Annotated in this window: 20 protein-coding genes and 1 pseudogene; 12 read left to right on the top strand and 9 right to left on the bottom strand. The window is 67.9% G+C overall.

All coding sequences use genetic code 11. From position 1 onward, the window contains the following. The first annotated feature begins 39 nt into the window (after positions 1 to 39). The 9 genes and pseudogenes from EQ874_RS15105 to EQ874_RS15150 all read left to right on the top strand — a co-directional run bounded on the left by EQ874_RS15105 (position 40) and on the right by EQ874_RS15150 (position 9,191). A complete protein-coding gene (locus EQ874_RS15105; RefSeq protein ID WP_129977241.1) occupies positions 40 to 1,587 on the top strand; it encodes a FadD3 family acyl-CoA ligase in 1,548 nt (515 codons plus the stop codon). Further along, positions 1,584 to 2,456 (top strand): enoyl-CoA hydratase, encoded by an 873-nt coding sequence (locus EQ874_RS15110; protein WP_016934834.1) that lies wholly within the window; start codon positions 1,584 to 1,586, stop codon positions 2,454 to 2,456. The genes EQ874_RS15105 and EQ874_RS15110 overlap by 4 nt, the downstream gene beginning before the upstream one ends. Further along, positions 2,456 to 3,616: an acyl-CoA dehydrogenase family protein gene (locus EQ874_RS15115; RefSeq protein ID WP_129977242.1), complete on the top strand. Its 1,161-nt coding sequence runs from the start codon at positions 2,456 to 2,458 to the stop codon at positions 3,614 to 3,616. The genes EQ874_RS15110 and EQ874_RS15115 overlap by 1 nt, the downstream gene beginning before the upstream one ends. Next, positions 3,613 to 4,584 carry an acyl-CoA dehydrogenase gene (locus tag EQ874_RS15120; protein ID WP_129977243.1) on the top strand — a complete coding sequence of 324 codons (972 nt, stop codon included), beginning with the start codon at positions 3,613 to 3,615 and terminating at the stop codon, positions 4,582 to 4,584. Before EQ874_RS15115 ends, EQ874_RS15120 begins: the two co-directional genes overlap by 4 nt. Next, positions 4,581 to 5,630, top strand: a complete 1,050-nt coding sequence (locus EQ874_RS15125; protein ID WP_129977244.1) for an acyl-CoA dehydrogenase family protein — start codon at positions 4,581 to 4,583, stop codon at positions 5,628 to 5,630. Before EQ874_RS15120 ends, EQ874_RS15125 begins: the two co-directional genes overlap by 4 nt. A gap of 38 nt (positions 5,631 to 5,668) precedes the next feature. Further along, positions 5,669 to 6,070 (top strand): hypothetical protein, encoded by a 402-nt coding sequence (locus tag EQ874_RS15130; RefSeq protein WP_064063434.1) that lies wholly within the window; start codon positions 5,669 to 5,671, stop codon positions 6,068 to 6,070. A gap of 94 nt (positions 6,071 to 6,164) precedes the next feature. Further along, on the top strand, positions 6,165 to 7,040 hold the full coding sequence (locus EQ874_RS15135; RefSeq protein ID WP_064063433.1) for an aldo/keto reductase: 876 nt from the start codon (positions 6,165 to 6,167) through the stop codon (positions 7,038 to 7,040). 70 nt (positions 7,041 to 7,110) lie between these two features. Then, positions 7,111 to 7,845: pseudogene (locus EQ874_RS15140) on the top strand (acetoacetate decarboxylase family protein); the annotation flags it as partial. 725 nt (positions 7,846 to 8,570) lie between these two features. Next, entirely contained in the window at positions 8,571 to 9,191 is a 621-nt protein-coding gene (locus tag EQ874_RS15150; protein WP_129977245.1) for a TetR/AcrR family transcriptional regulator, read from the top strand. A gap of 6 nt (positions 9,192 to 9,197) precedes the next feature. Here EQ874_RS15150 and EQ874_RS15155 read toward each other — a convergent pair whose 3' ends face one another. The 3 genes from EQ874_RS15155 to EQ874_RS15165 are packed head-to-tail and all read right to left on the bottom strand — an operon-like array spanning position 9,198 to position 11,361. Next, positions 9,198 to 9,893 (bottom strand): GntR family transcriptional regulator, encoded by a 696-nt coding sequence (locus tag EQ874_RS15155; RefSeq protein WP_129977246.1) that lies wholly within the window; start codon positions 9,891 to 9,893, stop codon positions 9,198 to 9,200. Then, positions 9,880 to 10,620 carry a maleate cis-trans isomerase gene (locus tag EQ874_RS15160; RefSeq protein ID WP_129977247.1) on the bottom strand — a complete coding sequence of 247 codons (741 nt, stop codon included), beginning with the start codon at positions 10,618 to 10,620 and terminating at the stop codon, positions 9,880 to 9,882. Before EQ874_RS15160 ends, EQ874_RS15155 begins: the two co-directional genes overlap by 14 nt. Continuing rightward, positions 10,621 to 11,361, bottom strand: coding sequence for a hypothetical protein (locus EQ874_RS15165; RefSeq protein WP_064063429.1), 741 nt, complete (start codon positions 11,359 to 11,361; stop codon positions 10,621 to 10,623). A gap of 80 nt (positions 11,362 to 11,441) precedes the next feature. Here EQ874_RS15165 and EQ874_RS15170 point away from each other — a divergent pair, with 80 nt between their 5' ends. Together EQ874_RS15170 and EQ874_RS15175 are read left to right on the top strand one after the other, a co-directional pair. Beyond that, a complete protein-coding gene (locus EQ874_RS15170) occupies positions 11,442 to 12,416 on the top strand; it encodes a D-2-hydroxyacid dehydrogenase (RefSeq protein WP_129977248.1) in 975 nt (324 codons plus the stop codon). Positions 12,417 to 12,448: 32 nt separating this feature from the next. After that, positions 12,449 to 13,819 carry an amidase gene (locus EQ874_RS15175; RefSeq protein WP_165369255.1) on the top strand — a complete coding sequence of 457 codons (1,371 nt, stop codon included), beginning with the start codon at positions 12,449 to 12,451 and terminating at the stop codon, positions 13,817 to 13,819. A 51-nt stretch (positions 13,820 to 13,870) separates the two neighbouring features. Here EQ874_RS15175 and EQ874_RS15180 read toward each other — a convergent pair whose 3' ends face one another. After that, positions 13,871 to 14,365, bottom strand: coding sequence for a DUF3830 family protein (locus EQ874_RS15180; RefSeq protein WP_064063427.1), 495 nt, complete (start codon positions 14,363 to 14,365; stop codon positions 13,871 to 13,873). Between the two features lie 22 nt (positions 14,366 to 14,387). Then, complete coding sequence (locus EQ874_RS15185; RefSeq protein ID WP_064063426.1) at positions 14,388 to 15,629, bottom strand: aminotransferase class III-fold pyridoxal phosphate-dependent enzyme; 1,242 nt, start codon at positions 15,627 to 15,629, stop codon at positions 14,388 to 14,390. 181 nt (positions 15,630 to 15,810) lie between these two features. Between EQ874_RS15185 and EQ874_RS15190 the strand changes: the two genes are divergently transcribed. Continuing rightward, on the top strand, positions 15,811 to 16,857 hold the full coding sequence (locus tag EQ874_RS15190; RefSeq protein WP_129977249.1) for a PRC-barrel domain-containing protein: 1,047 nt from the start codon (positions 15,811 to 15,813) through the stop codon (positions 16,855 to 16,857). A gap of 60 nt (positions 16,858 to 16,917) precedes the next feature. On the opposite strand, the gene hsaB is transcribed toward EQ874_RS15190, so the two are convergent. The 4 genes from hsaB to hsaA are packed head-to-tail and all read right to left on the bottom strand — an operon-like array spanning position 16,918 to position 20,464. Further along, positions 16,918 to 17,505 carry a 3-hydroxy-9,10-secoandrosta-1,3,5(10)-triene-9,17-dione monooxygenase reductase subunit gene (gene hsaB / locus EQ874_RS15195; RefSeq protein ID WP_129977250.1) on the bottom strand — a complete coding sequence of 196 codons (588 nt, stop codon included), beginning with the start codon at positions 17,503 to 17,505 and terminating at the stop codon, positions 16,918 to 16,920. Next, a complete protein-coding gene (hsaC, locus tag EQ874_RS15200; protein WP_064063424.1) occupies positions 17,505 to 18,404 on the bottom strand; it encodes an iron-dependent extradiol dioxygenase HsaC in 900 nt (299 codons plus the stop codon). The genes hsaB and hsaC overlap by 1 nt, the downstream gene beginning before the upstream one ends. After that, a complete protein-coding gene (gene hsaD / locus EQ874_RS15205) occupies positions 18,405 to 19,280 on the bottom strand; it encodes a 4,5:9,10-diseco-3-hydroxy-5,9,17-trioxoandrosta-1(10),2-diene-4-oate hydrolase (protein ID WP_016933445.1) in 876 nt (291 codons plus the stop codon). It abuts the gene before it with no gap. 8 nt (positions 19,281 to 19,288) lie between these two features. Next, positions 19,289 to 20,464 (bottom strand): 3-hydroxy-9,10-secoandrosta-1,3,5(10)-triene-9,17-dione monooxygenase oxygenase subunit, encoded by a 1,176-nt coding sequence (gene hsaA, locus EQ874_RS15210; protein WP_016933446.1) that lies wholly within the window; start codon positions 20,462 to 20,464, stop codon positions 19,289 to 19,291. Positions 20,465 to 20,471 lie beyond the last annotated feature (7 nt).

A 20,471-nucleotide genomic window follows, 5' to 3' on the forward strand; every position in this document is an offset into this window, starting at 1 on the left:
TACGATAACCTACCAAGCAATTGCTAGGTAGGGAGCTACGTGAACACAACACCCGGAACCACGCCGGCCGCCCTCAACCGTGCCGTCCGCGACCACGCCGACCGGTGCGCCCTCGTCGACGGCGACATCCGATTGAGTTTCGCTCGACTGCACGAACACGTCCGGGCTTTCGCTGCCGCGCTCGTGGCGCGGGGTCTGCAACCCGGTGAGCGGGTCGCGATCTGGTCCCCGAACACCTTCCACTGGGAGGTCGCCGCACTGGGCGTGCACTGGGCGGGTGGGGTCGTCGTCCCCGTCAACACCCGGTACACCGGCAGCGAGGCAGCCGACATCGTCGAACGTGTGCGGGCCGCCGCTCTCGTCGTCGCGGGCGACTTCCTCGGCTCCGACCGATTCGGCGCCCTGCGCGAGGCCGCGCCCGACCTCACCGTTCCCACGGTGATACGAATCCCACTGGGTGGCAACGACACCCCGCGCGGCGATGTCTTCGAGTGGGAGGACTTCCTCGGTCTTGCCACGGAGCGATTGCTCGAGCTGGCGGACGAGCGCGCGCGATCGGTACGGCCCGACGACGTGTGCGACATCCTCTTCACATCCGGTACGACAGGTCGCAGCAAAGGCGTCCTGAGCGCACACCGTCAGTTGATCGGTGTCGCACAGGCCTGGGCCGAATGCGCCGCGCTGACCCCCGACGACAACTACCTGATCATCAACCCGTTCTTCCACAGCTTCGGCTACAAGGCGGGTTTCGTCGCAGCGCTGCTCGCCGGCTCCACCGTCGTGCCGATGGCCGTCTTCGACACCGAGAAGGTCATGGCCATCGTCGCGCAGGAGAACATCAGTGTGCTGCCCGGCGCACCGACGATCTACCAGAGCATCCTCGACCACCCGCGTCGCGGCGACTACGACCTGAGCAACCTGCGCATCGCCGTCACCGGCGCCGCACCCGTGCCCGTCTCCCTCGTCGAACGTATGCAGACCGAGCTGAGCTTCGACGCGGTGCTCACCGCCTACGGGCAGACCGAAGCCGTGGTGGCCACGATGTGCCGTATCGACGACGATCCCGTGACCGTGTCGACCTCGTCGGGCCGCGCCACCGCCGACTTCGAGGTACGCATCGGCGACAAGGGTGAGATCCTTCTGCGCGGCCCCAATGTGATGTTGGGCTATCTCGACGACCCCGAAGCCACCGCGAAGACGATCGACGAGGACGGCTGGCTCCACACCGGTGATGTGGGTGTCCTCGACGACCGCGGTTATCTCGACATCACCGACCGGCTCAAGGACATGTACATCAGCGGCGGATTCAACGTGTATCCCGCCGAGGTCGAGGCGGCTCTCCTGCGCCTGCCGGGTGTACACGAGGTCGCCGTGATCGGTGTCCCCGACGGGCGCATGGGCGAGGTGGGACGCGCCTTCGTCGTCCCGCTGGACGGGTATCCCCTCACCGAGGACGACGTGATCGCGTATGCCAGAGAGAAACTCGCCAACTTCAAGGCACCGCGCTCGGTACGGTTCGTCGATGCGCTGCCCCGAAACCCGTCCGGCAAGGTACTGAAGAACGTTCTGCGTGAGGAGAAGTCATGACCGTCCCGTACGAACCCGATGTCGTCACCTACGAGGTGCGCGACGGCATCGCGATCGTCACTCTCAACCGACCCGACTATCGCAACGCCCAGAACTCGGTCATGACCTACGCCCTCGACGCGGCCTTCGAGAAGGCCGTCGAGGACGACGAGGTGAAGGTGATCGTGCTGGCCGGCAACGGCAAGCACTTCTCCGCCGGTCACGATCTGGGCACCCCGGGCCGCGACCATCACGTCCACTACGAGAACAAGGCCGTCATGTGGTGGGACCACGTCGACAAGGAGGGCGGCGACCAGCGCTACGCGCGTGAGATGGAGGTGTACCTGGGGATGTGCCGCCGCTGGCGCGAGATCCCCAAGCCCACCATCGCCTCGGTGCAGGGTGCGTGCATCGCCGGCGGCCTGATGCTGGCCTGGGTGTGCGATCTCATCGTCGCGTCCGACGACGCCTTCTTCTCCGACCCGGTCGTGCGCATGGGTATCCCGGGTGTCGAGTACTTCGCCCACCCGTGGGTCCTCGGGACGCGTTTCGCGAAGGAGATCCTCTACACCGGCGATCGTTTCTCGGCGCAGCGCGCGTACGAGGTCGGCATGGTCAACCGTGTCGTCCCGCGTGAGCAGCTCGAGTCCGAGACCCTCGCCCTCGCCGCCCGCATCGCGGAGATGCCCCGTTTCGGTCTCGCGCTCACCAAGCGTGCCGTCAACCAGTGCGAGGACCAGATGGGCATGCGCAACGGCATGGACTCGGTCTTCGGTCTGCACCACTTCGCTCATTCGTACAACGCCGAGGTCGGCACCGACTCTCTCGGCGGCATGAACGCCAAGTCGATGGCCGCGAGCGCGCGCCCGGTCCAGGAAGGGTCCAAGTAGTGAATCTCGAACTCGACGATGCCACCGTCGCGTTCCGCGACGAGGTGCGCGCCTTCCTCGAGGCGAACGTTCCCAGCACACCGCTGAAGTCGATGGACACCGCGGAAGGCTTCGAACAGCACCGTGAGTGGGAACGGCGGCTCGCCGACGCACGACTGGCGGTCGTCTCGTGGCCCGAGGAACTCGGTGGCCGCGATGCGACGCTCGAACAGTGGGTGGTCTTCGAGGAGGAGTACTACCGTTCGGGCGCACCCGGACGTGTGAGCCAGAACGGCATCTTCCTGCTCGCCCCCACTCTGTTCGAGCACGCGCACCCCGAGCAGCTCGCACGCATCATGCCCCGCATGGCCCGCGCCGACGACATCTGGGCGCAGGCCTGGTCGGAGCCGGAATCGGGTTCGGACCTCGCGTCGCTGCGTTCGACGGCCACGAAGGTCGACGGCGGCTGGCTGCTCAACGGCCAGAAGACGTGGAGCTCGCGCGCCTCCTACGCCGACATGGGCTTCGGCCTGTTCCGGTCCGATCCGGAAGCTCAGCGCCACAAGGGAATCACCTACTTCATGTTCGACCTGCGGGCCGAAGGGGTCACGGTCCGACCCATCCCGCAGCTCGACGGCGAACCCGGTTTCGCCGAGATCTTCCTCGAGGACGTCTTCGTGCCCGACGACCCCGAGAAGCCCGGTGAGTCCGGCGTCATCGGTGGGGTGAACGAGGGCTGGCGTGTCGCGATGAGCACGGCGTCCAACGAACGCGGGCTGTCGCTGCGTTCGCCGGGTCGCTTCCTCGCCGCCACCGACCGGTTGCTGCGCTCCTACCGCGACTCCGCCCTGCACGGCGATCCCGCCCTCCGTAACCGCGTCGCCGACGCCTGGATCGGTGCTCGTGCCTACGAGCTGTCGACCTGGGCCACCGTGACCCGGCTGCAGGCCGGTGGGCAGCTCGGCGCCGAATCGTCGATCAACAAGGTGTTCTGGTCCGACTGGGACATCGCCACTCACGAGACCGCGCTCGACCTGCAGGGTCCCGACGCGGAACTTGCCGATGGCTGGACCGACGGTTACCTGTTCTCCCTGTCGGGACCGATCTACGCCGGCACCAACGAAATCCAGAAGAACGTCATCGCCGAGCGGCTGCTCGGCCTCCCGAGGGGTGACCGATGAGATTCGCACTCGACGAGTCCCATGAGGACTTCGCGTCCAGTATCGATGCCCTGCTCACCAAATCGGACATGCCCGCCGTGATCCGCGCCTGGAACGACAGCGACACGGCTCCCGGTCTGCAGGTGTGGCAGCGACTCGCCGAGACGGGCGTCAACGGCCTGCTCGTGGCCGAGGAACACGACGGACTCGGCGCCGACGCGGTCGATCTCGTCGTCGCCGTCGAACAGCTCGGCCGCCACGCCGTGCCGGGCCCGGTGGTGGAGACCGTCGCGGTGGCCCCGGCCCTGCTCGCATCGGTGGCACCGGAACGGCTCGCGCTGCTCGCGGCGGGTTCCCTCGCCACGGTCGCGATGCTCCCGCACGTTCCCTATGCGGTGGACGCGCACGTCACCGATCTCGCGCTGCACGTTGCCGACGGCACCGTCTCGGTGGGCACCGCCGGAGAAACACGCAGGTCGGTCGACCGGTCCCGGACGCTCGCCTCGCTCACTCCGACCGAGTCCCTCGGCTCCTGTGACACCGCCGCGGCCTTCGACATCGGTGTGCTCGCCGCGGCCGCCCAATTGCAGGGTCTCGGCCGGACGCTGCTCGACACCACGGTCGAATACGCTCAGCAGCGCAAGCAGTTCGGGCGGGCCATCGGTTCCTTCCAGGCGGTCAAGCATCACCTCGCCGAGGTGGCGGTCGCACTCGAGATGGCGCGTCCGTTGCTGCACGGCGCCGCGCTCGCCGTCCGCGACGGTCTGCCCACCGCGGCCCGCGACGTCTCGGCCGCCAAGGTCGCGTGCGGCGATGCCGCGTACCTCGCGGCGCGCACGGCCCTGCAGGTGCACGGCGCCATCGGTTACACCCAGGAATACGATCTGTCGCTGTGGATCACGAAGGTCCGCGCGCTCGTCACCGCATGGGGCACCCCCGACGAGCACCGGGCACGCGTGGTCGCGGCACTCGAGAGCGAGGCGTCGTGACGTTCGAAACGGAAGAGCGTGCCGCACTGAGGGAATCGGTGCGCACTCTGCTCTCCAAGCATTCCGATTCGGCTGCCGTCCGGCGCGCGATCACCACCGCCGACGGTTACGACGGCGACCTGTGGACGATGCTCGTCGAGCAGATCGGTGTCGCGGCCCTCGCCGTCCCGGAGGAATACGACGGTGTGGGTGCGTCGTGGGTCGAAACCCACGTGGTGCTCGAGGAACTCGGCCGCACGCTCACGCCCTCCCCCTTCCTGGGTTCGGCGGTGCTCGCGGCGCAGACCGTGCTGTCGTCCGGTGATACCGACGCGGCGGCGCGCCTGCTTCCCGGCATCGCGGCCGGCGAGGTCGTGGCGGTGTGCTGGGCGTCGGCCGCCGGATGGCAGCGTCCCGGAGTGAGCACCGACGGGGACGTGCTGACCGGTACCGCGCACTACGTGCTCGGAGGTGACACCGCGTCCGTCCTGCTCGTTCTCGCGGCCGACGGCGACTCGGTGGCCCTCTTCGAGGTCGATCCGGATGCCGACGGGGTGATGCGACGCCGCGTGCCCACGATGGATCCCACGCGTGCCCTCGCGGAGGTGTCGTTCTCCGCGGTGACCGGTCGTCGCCTGTCGTCGTCCGACGATCTCGTCGACCGGCTGCGGGTGGCCGCCGCGATCGCCCTGTCCGCCGAGCAGGTCGGCGCCGCGCAGGCGGTACTCGACCTGACCGTCGAGTACACGAAGAACCGCAAGCAGTTCGGACGCGTCATCGGCTCCTTCCAGGCGCTCAAGCACCGCATGGCCGACATGTACGCACTGGTGGAGACCGCACGTTCGATGTCCTACGCGGCGGCACTGTCGCAGGATCCGCAGGACGCGTACGCCGCGAAGATCTACTGCTCGGAAGCTCTCCAGCAGGTCGCCGCCGAGGCCGTGCAGCTTCACGGCGGGATCGCGATCACCTGGGAGCACGACGCACAGTTGTTCTTCAAACGGGCGCACGGCAGCGCCCAGCTGTTCGGGCAACCTCGCGAATACCTGGGCGCAATCTCGGCCTGAGCAATATCGTCGGCGGCGATCCCTGCGGAAGGAGATACATGAGAGTCCGATACGCGAGTGCCGCCGCCGTCCTGTCCGCCGCTGCGATCACCCTGGCCACGCCGGGCGTGGCCGGGGCCGCAGCGACCGCGGAGGTCGTCCCGGGACGCACCCGGATCATGGTGACCGTGCACGGTGTGCCGGTCCATCCGGAGAGTTGCCGGGTCGACCCCGACGCGAACGGGAACACCCGGAGCCTGCCGGTGGAACCGTCGGGGACGATGATCGCGCACTTCGTCGACCCCGGTCCCCGGCGGGTCCTGGTGTGGTGTCCCGACGGAGGCATCGTCTACGACCGCATCGTCGACGTCCGGCCCGCCGATCCGCTCGCCGATGCCGCCGACACGGTCTTCCGCACCGCCGGGAGCGGCGACCGCGTCACCGACCCGACCCTTCGGTGACGAGCCTCCTCGATTCCCCGGTATCCGCGGTCCGGAACCCCTGATCATCCGGGATTGCTCGCGCCCGCCGCGGTGGCTCGCTAACGTCGGAGAGATGACACCTCCCACGATCACGCTGAATTCCGGAACGACGATCCCGCAGCTGGGCCTGGGTGTCTGGCAGGCCACAAACGACGAGACCGAACGCGCGGTCCGATACGCGATCGACGAGGCCGGCTACCGGCACATCGATACGGCCGCGGCCTACGGCAACGAGGAGGGCGTCGGTCGCGCGCTCGCCGCATCGCCGGTGCCGCGCGAGGACATCTTCGTCACCACGAAGCTGTGGAATTCGGATCAGGGTTACGAACCGGCGCTGAAGGCCTTCGACACGAGCCTGAAGAAGCTGGGCACCGAGTACGTCGACCTGTACCTCATCCATTGGCCGCTGCAGGACCGTGAGCGGATCCTGCGTACCTGGGACGCGCTCGAGAAGATCGCCGAGTCGGGTCGCGCGAAGGCGGTCGGGGTGTGCAATTTCGAACCGCACCATCTGCAGGTGCTGGTCGATCGCGGCGGACTGTTGCCGGCGGTGGATCAGGTGGAGTTGCATCCGCATCTGCCGCAGCAGGGGATCCGCCGGTTCGCGTCCGAACACGGCATCGCCGTGGAGTCGTGGAGCCCGCTCGGGGGCACGAGCAACTCGGGGTGGGGTCCGAACTCGAAGCCGAACACCCTGCTCGTCGATCCGATCGTCACCCGTATCGCCGATCGTCACAGCAAGTCGGCCGCGCAGGTGCTCATCCGCTGGCACCTGCAGAACGGTCTGATCGTCATCCCGAAGTCGGTACACGAGCAGCGCATCTCCCAGAACATCGACGTCTTCGACTTCGAACTCGACGAACTCGACCTCAGCGAACTCGACACCCTCGACGACGGCACCCGGGTGGGCGCGCATCCCGACGAGATGAACATCGGCGCACCAGCCTGATCCCTTCCCTCCATAATTGGAACGTGTTCTCATTACTGGAGTGCGCACGTCCGACTTCCGGAAGGCAGCGATGAGCGAGACGACGACGCATCTCGTGTTGGGCAGACCGGTCACGATGCCCGTGCAGGTCCGGACCGCCACGGCGTTCATGGGGATGTTCTCCGTTCCCGTGCACCCCGCGCAGGAACTCGTCGCCCACACCGGGCTCGAGATCCTGCAGTACCGGCCGGGTCACGGGATCTGCACTCTCGTCTTCGTGGACTACGTCGACGGGGATCTCGGTCCGTACAACGAGTTCGGGGTGTGCTTCCTCGTCCGCGATCATCCCGACCGCGGAGACGGCATCATCGGAGACTGGCGGAGCCTCCTCGGCGGGCGCGCCGGGGCACTCATCCACCACCTGCCCGTCGACGGGGACTTCACCCTCGCGGCCGGACGCGGCATCTGGGGCTTCCCCAAGACCCTCGCCGACTTCGACGTCGACCACGACAGCAGTACCAGACGCGGTTCGGTCTCCGCGGACGGAGCGCTGATCGCCGAATTGACGGTAGTGCCAGGAATTCCCGTCCCCGGCAAAGGTCTCGCCGCGTCGCTCGCCGCGTATTCGCACATCGACGGCATCACCCGGCGCACGGTCTGGGAGATGAACCCGAGCGGGGTGCGCACCCGGTTCGGCGGCGCGACCCTGCGGTTGGGTACGCATCCGATCGCCGACGAACTGCGTTCGCTCGGCCTGCCCCGCCGCGCACTCGCCTCGTCGTCGATACCCGACCTGCGGATGACCTTCGGCGACGCGACCGTCGTCCGACGACGACCACCGCGCTCAGGAGAGCGCGCCCGTCACGGCGAGAACGATCACCGCGACACCCAGGAGGGTGTCGAGTACGCCGCAGAACTCCGCCAGCGAGCGAGCGACCACGGTGTTCCGCCGGAAGTGGAGACAGTCCCACGCAGCGTGGCCGAGCAGTCCGAGTCCGACGACCACTCCGGCCGGGACGGGAGCGAGCATCAGCGCAGCCACCGCGACGGCCCCGAATCCGAGCATGGCCACGGCCGACGGCCCGACGAGCATCGTCCGGCCGGCCGGGGTGCGCGCGAGCCCGTAGACGGCGCCGGCGGCACCGAGAGCGACCATCACCCCGGTGACCGGCACCGGTATGCCGAAGGCGACGACGGCGACCTTGCCGATCCCGATCAGCACGACGGCGCCGAGGAACAACGGCCAGGCCGTACTGCGGCGGCCCAGTACGGCCGCACCGAGATAGACGAGCGCCGCGCCGGTCAGGATCGCCGGGAAGTCGGTTCCCCCGTCCGCGAGGACGAAGGCGGCGAGGGCGACCGCGACGAGGCTCGGCCACCGACGCAACACCCCTCGTAGCAGCACCTTCGGGCCGGCGCCCGCCGCAGGTCGATCCACGGGGACAGTGGTGATGCCGGAACTCGTCATGGCGATCCGCCTAAGTTGAACAGTGATGTTCGATTTGTCGATCAGCGTAACCTGAACCCCGGTGTTCGACAAGAGGAGGATCCGTGGCCACCGGTAAGACATCCCCCCGATCCGAAGCCGTCCGACCGGGCTCCCCCCGCGTCAGGAAACGCGCGGACGCCGAACGGAACATCGAATCGATTCTCGAGGCCGCACGGATCTCTCTGAGCCGCAACCCCGACGCGAGCATCGGGGAGATCGCCGAGACCGCCGGCGTCGGTCGCGTCACGCTCTACGGCCACTTCCCCACTCGCGCAGAACTCGTCACGGCGGTGGTGCACCGCGCGCTCGCCGAGGCGGAGGAGACCGTGGACCGGATCGACCTCACCGGCGACCCACGCGACGCCCTGCGCCGCCTGATCACCGGTTCGTGGTCGCTGACCGCGGACGCAGGGGCACTGCTCGCCGCCGCCGGACAAGCGCTGCCCGCCGAGGAGGTCCGTGCCGCCCACGACGGCCTGCTCGCCCGCGCGACCGCCCTCATCGATCGCGGTCGAGCCGAGGGGGTCTTCCGCACCGACCTGCCGTCACCCTGGTTGGCATCCGCTCTGCACAGCCTGGTCCATTGCGCCGCAGTCGAAGTCGCCGCCGGACGACTGTCGACGAAGGACGCCGCGGACTACATCGCCGCGACGGCCCTGTCGTCGTTCACCCCACCCGACTGACCGGCATCAGCTCGAGGCGATCACGCCGTCGACGTCCTGACGGTCGCGGAGCCGGGTGACCGTGTCGTGCAGGTGCTCGTCGAGCAGTCGCCGCACATCGTCCCGGTCGGCGGTACGGATCGCCTCCTGGAGCACGACGTGCTCGTCCACCTGCACGTGCAGGTCGGGATAGGTGGTCTGCAACGCGCCGAGGCACATTCGTGTCTCGACGAGCAGGGTACGGGCGGCCCGCACGAGCCGCGGACTCTCCGCGCTCGACACGAGGATCTCGTGGAAACGACGGTCGCCGTCCGAGACACCGGTGGCGTCCTCGCGCTCGGCGGCGGTGCGCATCTCGTCGATCGCGGGTTCGAGAGCCTTCCACGTCTGCTCGCGACGGCCGTTCAGCACCAGGTCGAGGGCGCCGCCCTCGATGACCCGGCGACTGCGGTAGATGTCGACGACGTCGTCGAAGGTGAGCTGAGTGACGAAGATCCCGCGATTGCGGATGCTGTAGAGCAGTCCTTCGGACAGCAACCGCTGCATGGCTTCCCGCAGCGGCCCACGGGAGACCTGGAAGTGCGCCGCGAGTTCGGCTTCGCCCAGCTGCGCGCCGGGGGCGAGCACGCCCCGGACGATGGCCGACCTGATCTGCTCGGCGATGAGCTCGGCCGTGGACGGACGGGTGACAGGACGTAGATCTCCCAGATCACCGAGCACCATGATCGGCATCCTCCTCGAACAGCGAGCCCAGCTCCGGGCATCCCACTGTATATCCGGCGAGTTCCAGGCCGTGCCATACGGTGACCTGGTTGGCGGTGAGGACCGGTTTGCCGGTCTCCTTCTCGAGCTCCCGCACGATCCGCAGCGTGTGCATCGCGGTGTCGGGCACCAGCACCGCCTGGGCGTCGGGGTGATCGTTGGTTCGCACGAAGTCGAGCACCGCCTCCCCGGTCAGGGCGCCGACCTCGGCGGCGGTGTCGATGCCGGCATCCGCGAGCGACACGATGTCGATGCCGGCGTCCGCGAGGAAGGCGACGAACAGGTCGGCGACATCGCGCGGATAACTCGCCGCCACGGCCGTCCGGGTGATCCCGAGCGACCGGATCGCGGCGACGAACGCGATGCCGGTGCTCGTCGTGGGCACACCCCCGGCAGCCCGGGAGAGCCGCTCGATCTGAGTGCGTGCCCCCTCGGGCCCGTAGACGAAGCTGCCCGACGTGCACGCCCACACGAGGGCGTCGAGGCGCTCACCCGCGAACTGTGCCGCCCCTCCGGCGAGCCTGGCGGGGCTCCCCAGGTCGAGGAGTTCGGGAACGGCATGCAGGTCGGTGCCGTAGATGTGGGCGACGGGCAGGTTCACCCCCAGGAGTTCTGCGGCGAACGGATAGTCGTCCTCGGCGGCATGATCCGGATAGACGATCCCGACGGTCGGGCGGGCACGATGCATTCAGAAGACTCCTCTCAACCATTTCCCGGGCCCGGTCATGGGCAGTTTCATCCGGCCGAGGCACGCCCAGATGGTGAGCTGGTTGGCCGTGAGGACCGGCTTGCCGAGTTCCCGTTCGAGCGGTGCGATCAGGTCGTAGGTCGGCAGGTTGGTGCAACTGACGAAGATCGCCTGCGCATCGGGTGTGTCGGCCCCGATGATGTGTTCGGCGATGGTGCGGTAGTTGACCTTCCAGATGCCGCCGCCCAGACCGAGATGCGACGATCGGACGACCTCGGTCCCGGCTTCGTCCAGGAAGTCGCGCAGCAGGTCGGTGAGTTCCCGGTCGTAGGGAGTGATCACCGAGATGCGGGTGAGGTCGAGCTTCCGGAGCGCTTCGAGGAGTGCGCCGGAGGTCGTCACCGCGCACGAGGCGCCCGCCTCGCAGATCGCGTCGCACAGGGCCTTCTCGTAGGTCACCCCGTTGACGAAACTTCCCGAGGTACACAGATACGCAACGACTTCCGGTTCCACCGACAGGACGTCGCGGGTCGCGACCATCAGGTGCCGGCGGTCGGAGACCAGTTCGGCCATGGCACGGCTCACCGGCACCGGTTCGTAGGGGGTCCGAGCGAGGTGCAGGCTGACCTCGAGCGGCGCCCATCGCCACAATTCTCGTTCCAGAGCGAGATCGAAGGGTGCGATCACACCGATGCCCCGCTGAGCCAGAGGACCTTCGAATTCGGGAATGTTCAGTTCCATACGGTCCCTCGGCTTCGTCGAGAGTTCCCTCAGCCTCGAGGATTGTTGACAATAATACGAGGCGCTCCTACGGTGTCAACGTGGATGCCGAGCCGGTCGTTGCAGTGCTTCATGCCGAAGCCGTGCCGGACCGCGCGCGGATGACCCCGGTGGCCGAACGTGCCGCGGTGCGCTGTACCGACGCCGCCGGTCTGGTCGATGCGCTCGACGGTGCCGACATCCTGTTTGCGTACGACTTCCTCACCGATGCCCTGCCTGCGGCCTGGCATGCCGCGACGTCCCTGCGATGGATCCACGTCGCCGCGGCCGGGGTCGACGCCCTCATGTTCCCCGAGCTGCGCGACAGCGACGTGGTCGTCACCAACTCCCGCGGAGTCTTCGACGGGGCGATCGCCGAATACGTGCTCGCCCAGATACTCTCCTTCGCCAAGGACATCCCCGAATCGCTGCGGCTCCAGCACGGGCACATCTGGAAGCACCGCGAATCCGAACGCATCGCCGGGCGCTCCGTGCTCGTCGTCGGCACCGGTCCGATCGGTCGCGCGATCGCGCGGCTGCTCTCCGCCGTGGGGATGACGGTCCGCGGCTCCGGCCGACGGCCTCGCCACCACGACCCCGATTTCGGCAGCGTCACCGCGACCGCCGATCTTCCGGCCGCCCTGGCCGACGCCGATTTCGTCGTCGTGGCCGCGCCGCTCACGGAGCAGACCCGGCACCTGTTCGACGCCCGGATGTTCGCCGCGATGAAGCCGCAGGCCCGGTTCGTCAACGTCGGGCGGGGCGAACTCGTGCGCACCGGCGACCTGGTCGAGGCACTGCGGGCCGGCACGATCTCCGGCGCCGCACTCGACGTGTTCGACGTCGAACCGCTCCCCGACGACCATCCGCTCTGGGACATGCCGAATGTCTCGATCACCCCGCACAATTCGGGAGACTTCGTCGGCTGGCGCGACGCGCTGGTGGACGTCTTCGTCGACAACTTCCACCGTCACCGCAGTGGCGAACCTCTTCGGAACGTGGTGGACAAGAAGTTGGGTTACGTGCCCGGCGCGTGAGAGTCGGCATCGTCCGACGAGAAGGAGGCACGATGGAGCCCACAGAGATGACCGCCGTCGAACTCGTGTCGGCCTTCTCCTCGGGCAAGTTGTCTCCCGTCGAGGTGACGCGAGCCGTGCTCGATCGGATCGCATCCCACGACCGCGAGATCAACTCGTTCTGCCTCGTCGACGAGGAGAAGGCACTCGACCAGGCCCGTAGGTCCGAGGAGCGGTGGCGGACCGGTTATTCGAAAGGTCTGCTCGACGGGGTCCCCATCTCGATCAAAGACGTCTTCCTCACCGACGGATGGCCGACCCTGCGAGGTTCGCAGGCCGTCGACGAGAACCAGGACTGGAACGTCGACAGCCCGGTCGCGGCCCGGCTGCGGGAGGACGGGATGGTGTTGGTGGGCAAGACCACCACTCCGGAGATCGCATGGAAGGCGGTGACCGATTCGGCACTCTACGGGGTGACCACGAATCCCGCCGACACGACGAAGACCGCCGGTGGCTCGTCCGGGGGCAGCGCGGCGGCGGTCGCGGCCGGATTCGGTCCGTGCTCCGTCGGCACCGACGGTGGGGGCAGCATCCGCATCCCCGCGTCGTTCTGCGGCGTCGTCGGATTCAAGCCCACCCACGGGCGGATCCCGATCTTCCCCGCCAGCCCGTTCGGGCCGCTCGCGCATGCCGGGCCGATCACCCGGACGGTCGAGGACGCGGCGCTGCTCACCGACATTCTCTCCCTCCCCGATCCCCGGGATCCGACAGCGCTGGCACCGCCCCTCACGACCTTCCGGGGTGGCCTCCATCGTGAGGTGGTGGGGATGGACGTCGCCTACTCGAAGACCCTCGGATACGTCCACGTCGATCCCGAGGTGGGTGAGATCGTCGACCGGGCGGTCCGCATGCTCGACGAGGCAGGACTACGGGTGACCGCCGCCGATCCCGGTTTCACCGACCCGCTCGAGGCTTTCGAGAACCTCTGGGCGGCAGGCGCAGCCACGATGCTGAAGACCTTCCCCGAGGGCACGCGGGACAAGGTGGACCCCGGACTCGGACGCGTCTGGTCGCACGGCGAACAACTCGGTGCCGTGGACTATCTCGAAGCCCGCGCGGTCGCGGCGGCGGTCGGCATCACGATGGGGATGTTCCACCAGAAGTTCAACGTTCTGCTCACCCCGACGATGCCGATCCCCGCATTCGAGGCCGGCCACGACGTGCCGCCGGGGTCGTCGCTGACCTCGTGGCCGCAGTGGACCCCGTTCACCTATCCCTTCAATCTCACGCAGCAGCCCGCCATCAGCCTGCCCGTCGGGACGACCTCGGCGGGCCTGCCCGTGGGTCTGCAGATCGTCGGGCCGCGGCACTCGGACGACCTGCTGCTCGCGGTGGCGAGATTCGCCGAGCACGCACTGAGCTGACCCACCGAACGGCACCGCACATCGCGCGGTACCGTTCGGTTCGGCGCCCGTCTACGCGCGGGCGAAGCTCAGCGTCTCCCCTACGACACCCCCGATCCACAGGTCGTTGCACGCGACGGCGAGTTCGGGCAGGCCGTCCTCGATGCTCGCGAAGACATTGCCCGGCACCCAGCCCACGTCGCCGTTGAGCAGCAGATTGTTCCGTCCGTAGAACAACGCGAGATCGGTCGCCCCCTGCGAGGCATGGGCCTGCGAGCCGGGTTCGTAGCCATAGGCGGGATTGCCGATCTCCCACGGTTCGAAATCGAACAGGCACACGTCGCCGGGGATCGGCGTCACCGTCGGATTCTCCCGGTGCGGTGCCCCGGCGATCCTCGGCACCAGGGTGTACAACTCGTTGCGAGCGTACTTGGCATGGAAGGCGGCACCGCTCTGCGGCAACGCATCCCACACCGCCGCGCAGGTGAGCGGCGCTTCGTCGTCGAGAAGTCGTGCTCTGCACGTGATGTCGCGCTTGTCGAGAGCGATCGTGATGTATCGGGCCACGCGGACTCCCTCGTTCGACGGATTATCGGACCTCTGCGAGGACTTCGGACCAGATGCCGAGCGCATCATCGATCTGCTGCGCGGTGACGATCAGGGGTGGGATCATACGCACCACATTCATGTGGGCACCACAGGTCAACAGCAGCAATCCCTTTCGGGATGCGAGTTGTTGTGCGGCGGTTGCGCGGTCCCGATCGGGAGACCCCTCGGTGGTGAATTCGAGGCCCACCATGAGACCGAGCCCCCGCACGTCGCCGATATCGCCGGTCGCGCGCTCCCGCGCACCGGAGAGCAGTTCGCGTCCACGCGTGGCCGCGTTGTCGACGAGCCCTTCCTTCTCGATCACGTCGAGAGTGGCCACGGCCGCCGCGCACGAGACGGCATTCGCCCCGTACGTCCCGCCCTGCGATCCCGGGCGGGCGCGCTCCATGAGCTCCTCGGAGGCGGCGATACCCGACAACGGGAAACCGCTCGCGAGCCCCTTGGCGATGGTGATGACGTCGGGTCGCACTCCGAAGTGCTGGTGGCCGAAGAACTTTCCGGTGCGGCCGAAACCGGTCTGGATCTCGTCGAAGACGAGCAGGATGCCGTGCTCGTCGGCCCGTTGCCGCAATCCGCGGAAGAACCGCGTGTTCCCCGGTACGTAGCCGCCCTCGCCCAGGACCGGTTCGACGACGAAGGCCGCGATCTCGTCCGGTGCCACCAGGGTCGCGAACAGGTAGTCCAGTTCCTGCAGCGCGAAGTCGGTCGCCTCCTCCTCCGACCAGCCGTATCGATAGGCGGTGGGGAACGGAGCGACGTGTACACCACCCATGAGCGGTGAGAATCCAGCGGAGAAGCGGGTTCCCGAGGTCGTCATCGTCGCAGCGGCGACGGTCCGGCCGTGGAAACCGCCGTGGAAGACGACGATTCCGGGGCGTCCCGTCGCCTGCCGGGCCAGCCGCAACGCCGCTTCGACGGCCTCGCTACCCGAATTGGCGAAGAACAACGAGTCGAGCCCTCCGGGCAGTACCGTGCCCAGTCGTTCGGTGAGTTCGAGCAGGGGCCGGTGCATCACCGTCGTGTACTGCCCGTGGATGAGCGAGCCGATCTGCCGGCGCGCGGCTTCGACGACGTGCGGATGACAATGCCCGGTACTCGTCACGCCGATACCGGCGGTGAAGTCGAGGTAGCGGCGTCCGTCGGTGCCGTGGACGTAACACCCCTCGGCATGGTCGACGGTGACGGACGTCGCCTGCAGCAGGCGGGGTGACAGTCGGGTCATGACGATCCCTCCGAACAGCCGAGGGAGCGAACCCTCATGCTTGTTGTCGGATTGTTGACAATATGGATAACACGCGGAGAGGGGTCGCGCAACGGCGAGCGGTGTGACAACGGCGTTTCGTCACTCTCACCGGAGGGCATCCGCACTGCAGTAAGCCGCATCGCCCACGGATGAGGACATCATGATCAGCAACGACGACATCGACACCCTCGCTCGCGCCACCGCGTACGGGCCCGACGGTGACAAGCTCGGACGCGTCGGAGAGGTGTACCTGGACAACGACACGGGCCGACCCGCATGGATCACCGTCGTCACGGGACTGTTCGGCACACGCCGGCACTTCGCCCCCATCGACGAAGCCGAACTCGACAGCAGCGGAGTGCGCCTGCCCTTCGACAAGGACACGATCACCGGCGCCCCGAACATCGACGAGAACGGTGAGCTGACGCCGCTCGAAGAGGACGAACTGTACCGCTACTACCGCCGGTTCGGGGACACCCATGCAGAGGGTGGATCCACCGGCGACCGGGGCGGATTCACGGACGAGCGGGCTGGGTTCACCGACGACCGGAGGGGCCTCGACGACCGGAACACGGCCGGTGGTGGCGGTCTCGTCGGTGGTGCAGCCGGCGGACCGGGCAGTACCGGTGCGCCGCACACCGGCGAGTCGTACGGCACCGCAGCGCCGGCGGGAACAGGACAGTCGCCCACTGCGGGGACCGCACAGTCGCCCACTGCGGGGACCGCACAGTCGCCCACTGCGGGGACCGGGCATGCGCCCACCGCGAGCACCGGGCATTCGCCGACGCCGCCCGATGTCGCTCGTGAGGAGATCGCCGGCAACTACCGGCCGAGCGAGGGCCAGAGGGACGAATCGCTCGAGCACTCGATGCCCGGGCATACCGCGTCGACACCGGCCGCCCCGTCCGGCACCGCGCACCCGTCCGGCACCGCACACTCGGCGGCGGACACCGCCCGCCACGCGGCGCCCGGCGGCACCGGCGGTGAGCAGGAGATCGTCGGTCCGGGGCCGACGGGGCCGGCGCACTTCACGCCGCCGCAGCCGGCCGGCACCGACACGGGCACGACCGACGCGAAGACGGACACGGCCGCGACAGCCAGCGCGGACGACGATCGACCGCGCAAGCCGCGCCTGGTGCGCCGCGTCGTGACCACGGAGTACTACGAGGAATCGCCGGACGACGCGACCGACACCGACCGTTCCTGATCCACATACGAAGCCGGGACGGCCACATCGCATGTGGCCGTCCCGGCTTCGTCGTGCGGTCTACAACCAGGTGTCCTCCGTGACCGAGGTGAGGAACGCTTCGAGGTCGTCGCGCCAGGGCGCCGGAGTGGTCTTGTCCGGTTCGATCCCGGTGTACTGCCCCCGGTAGAAGAGCAGCGGGCGCTCCTTGTCGTCGCGCACTTCGCTCAGCGACGACACACGCCCGAACACCACCCAGTGGTCTCCCCCGTCGTGCACCGTCTCGACCGTGCAGTCGATGTGCGCGAGCGATCCGGTGAGGACGGGTGAGCCCAGCGGTGAGGACGTCCAATCGAGGCCGGCGAACTTGTCGGGTTCGCGGGAGCCGAACCGCGCGCAGGTCTGCTGCTGCTCCTCGGCGAGAACGTTGACGCAGAACCGGCCGGCTCGTTCGATCGCCGCCCACGACCGCGACTGCTTCGTGGGACAGAACAGCACCAACGGCGGGTCGAGCGACAACGCGGCGAACGACTGGCACGCGAATCCCACCGGCGTCCCGTCGTCCTCGGTGGTGGTGATGACGGTGACGCCGGTGCAGAATTGCCCGAGCACGGTGCGGAACGCCCGAGGGTCGATCGCACCGTCCCGTCCGGCCTCCGGCGCGGTCATCACTGCATTCCCACCGAGAAGTCGTGCCCCCACAGGCTCACGGCCGTGGATTCACGGGCGATCCAGTCGGCGTCCTCGACCTGCAGCCCCTCGCAACCGAATTCCACGTCGAATCCCCCCGGGGTCTTCATGTAGAAGGACAGCATCTTGTCGTTCACGTGGCGCCCCAGCGTCGCGGACATCCTGACCTTCTTCCGCAGCGCGCGGTCGAGGGCGAGACCGACGTCGTCGGAGTTCTCCACCTCGATCATGAGGTGCACGATGCCCGACGGGGTGGGCATGGGCAGGAAGGCCAGACTGTGGTGGCGCGGGTTGCATCCGAAGAACCTCAGCCAGGCGGGTTTTCCGTCGGCGGGCCGGCCGACCATCTGCGGGGGCATCCGCATGGAGTCGCGCAGACGGAAACCGAGCACGTCGCGGTAGAAACGCAGCGATTCCTCGTCGTCGCGGGTCGAGAGCACCACGTGCCCGAGACCCTGTTCACCGGTGACGAACTTGTGCCCGTACGGGCTGACCACGCGGCGATGTTCGAGCGCGGCACCGTGGAACGCCTCGAGCGTGTTGCCCGACGGATCCTGGAAGACGATCAGTTCGTCGACGCGACGATCGGCGAGCTGCTCGGCGGTGCCTTCCTTGAACGGCACGCCCGCCGCCGAGAGGCTGTCGCGAACGGACTGGAGATCGGCGGCGTTCGCGGTTTCCCACCCCGAGACGAGCAGCGTGTCGGACTCGTGCGGCTCGATCACGAGGCGGGCCGGGAAGTCGTCCATCCGCAGGTACAGCGCATCGGAGTGGACGCCCTTGCCCTCGATCATGCCGAGGACCTTCAGACCGTACTCGCGCCAGGCCGGTACGTCGGTAGCGCCGATCCGCAGATATGCCAGCGACCGGATACTCATCTATTCGACTCCATCCGTGAGGAAATCCACTGTCAGGCGGTTGAATTCGTCGAACTTCTCGAGCTGTGCCCAGTGGCCGCATCCACCGAACACATGCAGTTGGGCACGGGGGATCATCTTGAGGGCGACGAGAGCACCGTCGAGCGGGTTCACGCGGTCCTCGCGGCCCCAGATCAGCAGGACCCGCTGGCGGAGCTTGTAGGCGTCGCGCCAGAGCATGCCCTTCTCGAATTCGGCGCTGGAGAACGACTTTCCCATCGCCTTCGCCGCAGCGAGCGACTCGGGGGTGCTCGCCGACGCGAACCGCTCCTCGACGAGCTCGGGAGTGATCAGCGACTGGTCGAAGACCATGATCCGCAGGAACGCCTCGAGATTCTCGCGGGTGGGCTCGTACGAGAACCGGCCGAGATTCTTGACGCCCTCGGTGGGATCGGGCGCGAACAGGTTGACGCTCAGCCCACCCGGGCCCATCAGGACGAGCCGTCCGGCGCGCTCGGGGTGGTCGAGGGCGAACCGCACAGCCGCGCCACCGCCCAGCGAGTTGCCGAGGAGATGGACGCGATCGGTGATGCCGAGGGTGTCGAGCAGATCCTTCAGCGCCGACGAACTGTGGACGAAGTACTGCGGGTGCTCGGTGGGCTTGTCGGATCTGCCGTAACCCGGCTGATCGACGGCGAGCACGTGGAACCGTTGTGCCAGCACCGGGATGTTCCTGGCGAAGTTCGACCACGACGACGCGCCCGGCCCACCGCCGTGGAGCAGCACGATCGTGGTGTCGTTGCCGACGCCGGCCTCGTGGTAGTGCAGGCGGAGGTCGTCGCGGACCTGCGCGAAACGGGAGGTCGATTCGTAGGTGATCTCGTCGAGTGCGGTCACATCCACCCCTAGACCATCGTGTCGGTGATCGGCAGGCCGAACTCGGCGGCACCGAACATCACGTAGGCGCGTTCGGCATCGTTGGCGGCGTGCACGCGACCGGCGTGTGCGTCGCGCCAGAAACGCTGGATCGGTGTGCCGTCCGCGAGTGCGGTGGCACCCGAGTTCTCGAAGAGACGGTCGATCGACGCGATGGCACGGCCGGTCGCGCGGACCTGGTCGCGACGTGCCCGCAGACGCAGTTCCATCGGAACCTCCCGTCCGGCGACCAGATGGGCGTATTCGTCGGCGACATTGCCCGACAGCTGGCGCCATGCGGCGTCGATGTCGCTGGACGCCTCGGCGATGCGGATCTTGGCGAACGGATCGTCCTTGGCCTTCTCGCCGGCGTAGGCGGCGCGGACCCGTTTGCCCTGATGCTCGACGTGCGCCGCGTACGCGCCGTAGGCCATACCGACGATGGGTGTCGAGATGGTCGTGGGATGGATGGTGCCCCACGGCATCTTGTAGACGGGTGCGGTGTTGCGCTCGAGCCCGGGCGAGGTGAGATCGTTCATGCTCTTGAAGCTGAGGAACCGGTGGGTGGGGACGAAGACGTCCTTCACCTTCACCGTGTTGGATCCGGTGCCCCGCAGGCCGACCACGTGCCACACGTCGTCGATCTCGTATTCGGAACGCGGGATCAGGAAGCTGCCGAAGTCCACGGGCCGGCCGTCCTTGATGACGGGGCCACCGACGACCACCCAGCTCGCGTGGTCGCATCCCGACGACCAGGCCCAGGCACCGTTGACCTTGTATCCGCCGTCGACGACCTCACCGGCGCCCATCGGCGCGTAGGACGAGGAGATCCGCACGTCGGTGTCGTCGCCCCAGACCTCTTCCTGCGCCTGCTGCCCGAAGAGCGCGAGATGCCAGTTGTGGACGCCGATGATGCCGGAGACCCATCCGGTCGATCCGCACGCGCTCGCGATATCGCGTACCGCGGTGTAGAAGGTGACGGGATCGGCCTCGTATCCGCCCCACTGCGCCGGTTGCAGAAGTTTGAAGAAACCGGCTTCCTGGAGTTCCTTGATCGAGTCGTCGGGTACCCGGCGCAGATTCTCGGCCTCCTGCGCCCGTTCGCGCAGCGTGGGCAGCAGAGCGTCGATCCGCTGCAGTACCTCGTGGCTGTCGTGGTCGCCCACTGGACGC

It is taken from the genome of Rhodococcus sp. Q1 (genome assembly GCF_004153645.1).
GTDB classification, from domain to species: domain Bacteria; phylum Actinomycetota; class Actinomycetes; order Mycobacteriales; family Mycobacteriaceae; genus Rhodococcus; species Rhodococcus gordoniae.

Bases quoted from the DNA above. Each gene is read 5' to 3' on its own strand.
- EQ874_RS15110 (WP_016934834.1), top strand. From the start codon at position 1,584: ATGACCGTCCCGTACGAACCCGATGTCGTCACCTACGAGGTGCGCGAC.
- EQ874_RS15120 (WP_129977243.1), top strand. From the start codon at position 3,613: ATGAGATTCGCACTCGACGAGTCCCATGAGGACTTCGCGTCCAGTATC.
- EQ874_RS15130 (WP_064063434.1), top strand. From the start codon at position 5,669: ATGAGAGTCCGATACGCGAGTGCCGCCGCCGTCCTGTCCGCCGCTGCG.
- EQ874_RS15135 (WP_064063433.1), top strand. From the start codon at position 6,165: ATGACACCTCCCACGATCACGCTGAATTCCGGAACGACGATCCCGCAG.
- EQ874_RS15155 (WP_129977246.1), bottom strand. From the start codon at position 9,893: ATGGTGCTCGGTGATCTGGGAGATCTACGTCCTGTCACCCGTCCGTCC.
- EQ874_RS15160 (WP_129977247.1), bottom strand. From the start codon at position 10,620: ATGCATCGTGCCCGCCCGACCGTCGGGATCGTCTATCCGGATCATGCC.
- EQ874_RS15165 (WP_064063429.1), bottom strand. From the start codon at position 11,361: ATGGAACTGAACATTCCCGAATTCGAAGGTCCTCTGGCTCAGCGGGGC.
- EQ874_RS15175 (WP_165369255.1), top strand. From the start codon at position 12,449: ATGGAGCCCACAGAGATGACCGCCGTCGAACTCGTGTCGGCCTTCTCC.
- EQ874_RS15185 (WP_064063426.1), bottom strand. From the start codon at position 15,629: ATGACCCGACTGTCACCCCGCCTGCTGCAGGCGACGTCCGTCACCGTC.
- EQ874_RS15190 (WP_129977249.1), top strand. From the start codon at position 15,811: ATGATCAGCAACGACGACATCGACACCCTCGCTCGCGCCACCGCGTAC.
- hsaB (WP_129977250.1), bottom strand. From the start codon at position 17,505: ATGACCGCGCCGGAGGCCGGACGGGACGGTGCGATCGACCCTCGGGCG.
- hsaC (WP_064063424.1), bottom strand. From the start codon at position 18,404: ATGAGTATCCGGTCGCTGGCATATCTGCGGATCGGCGCTACCGACGTA.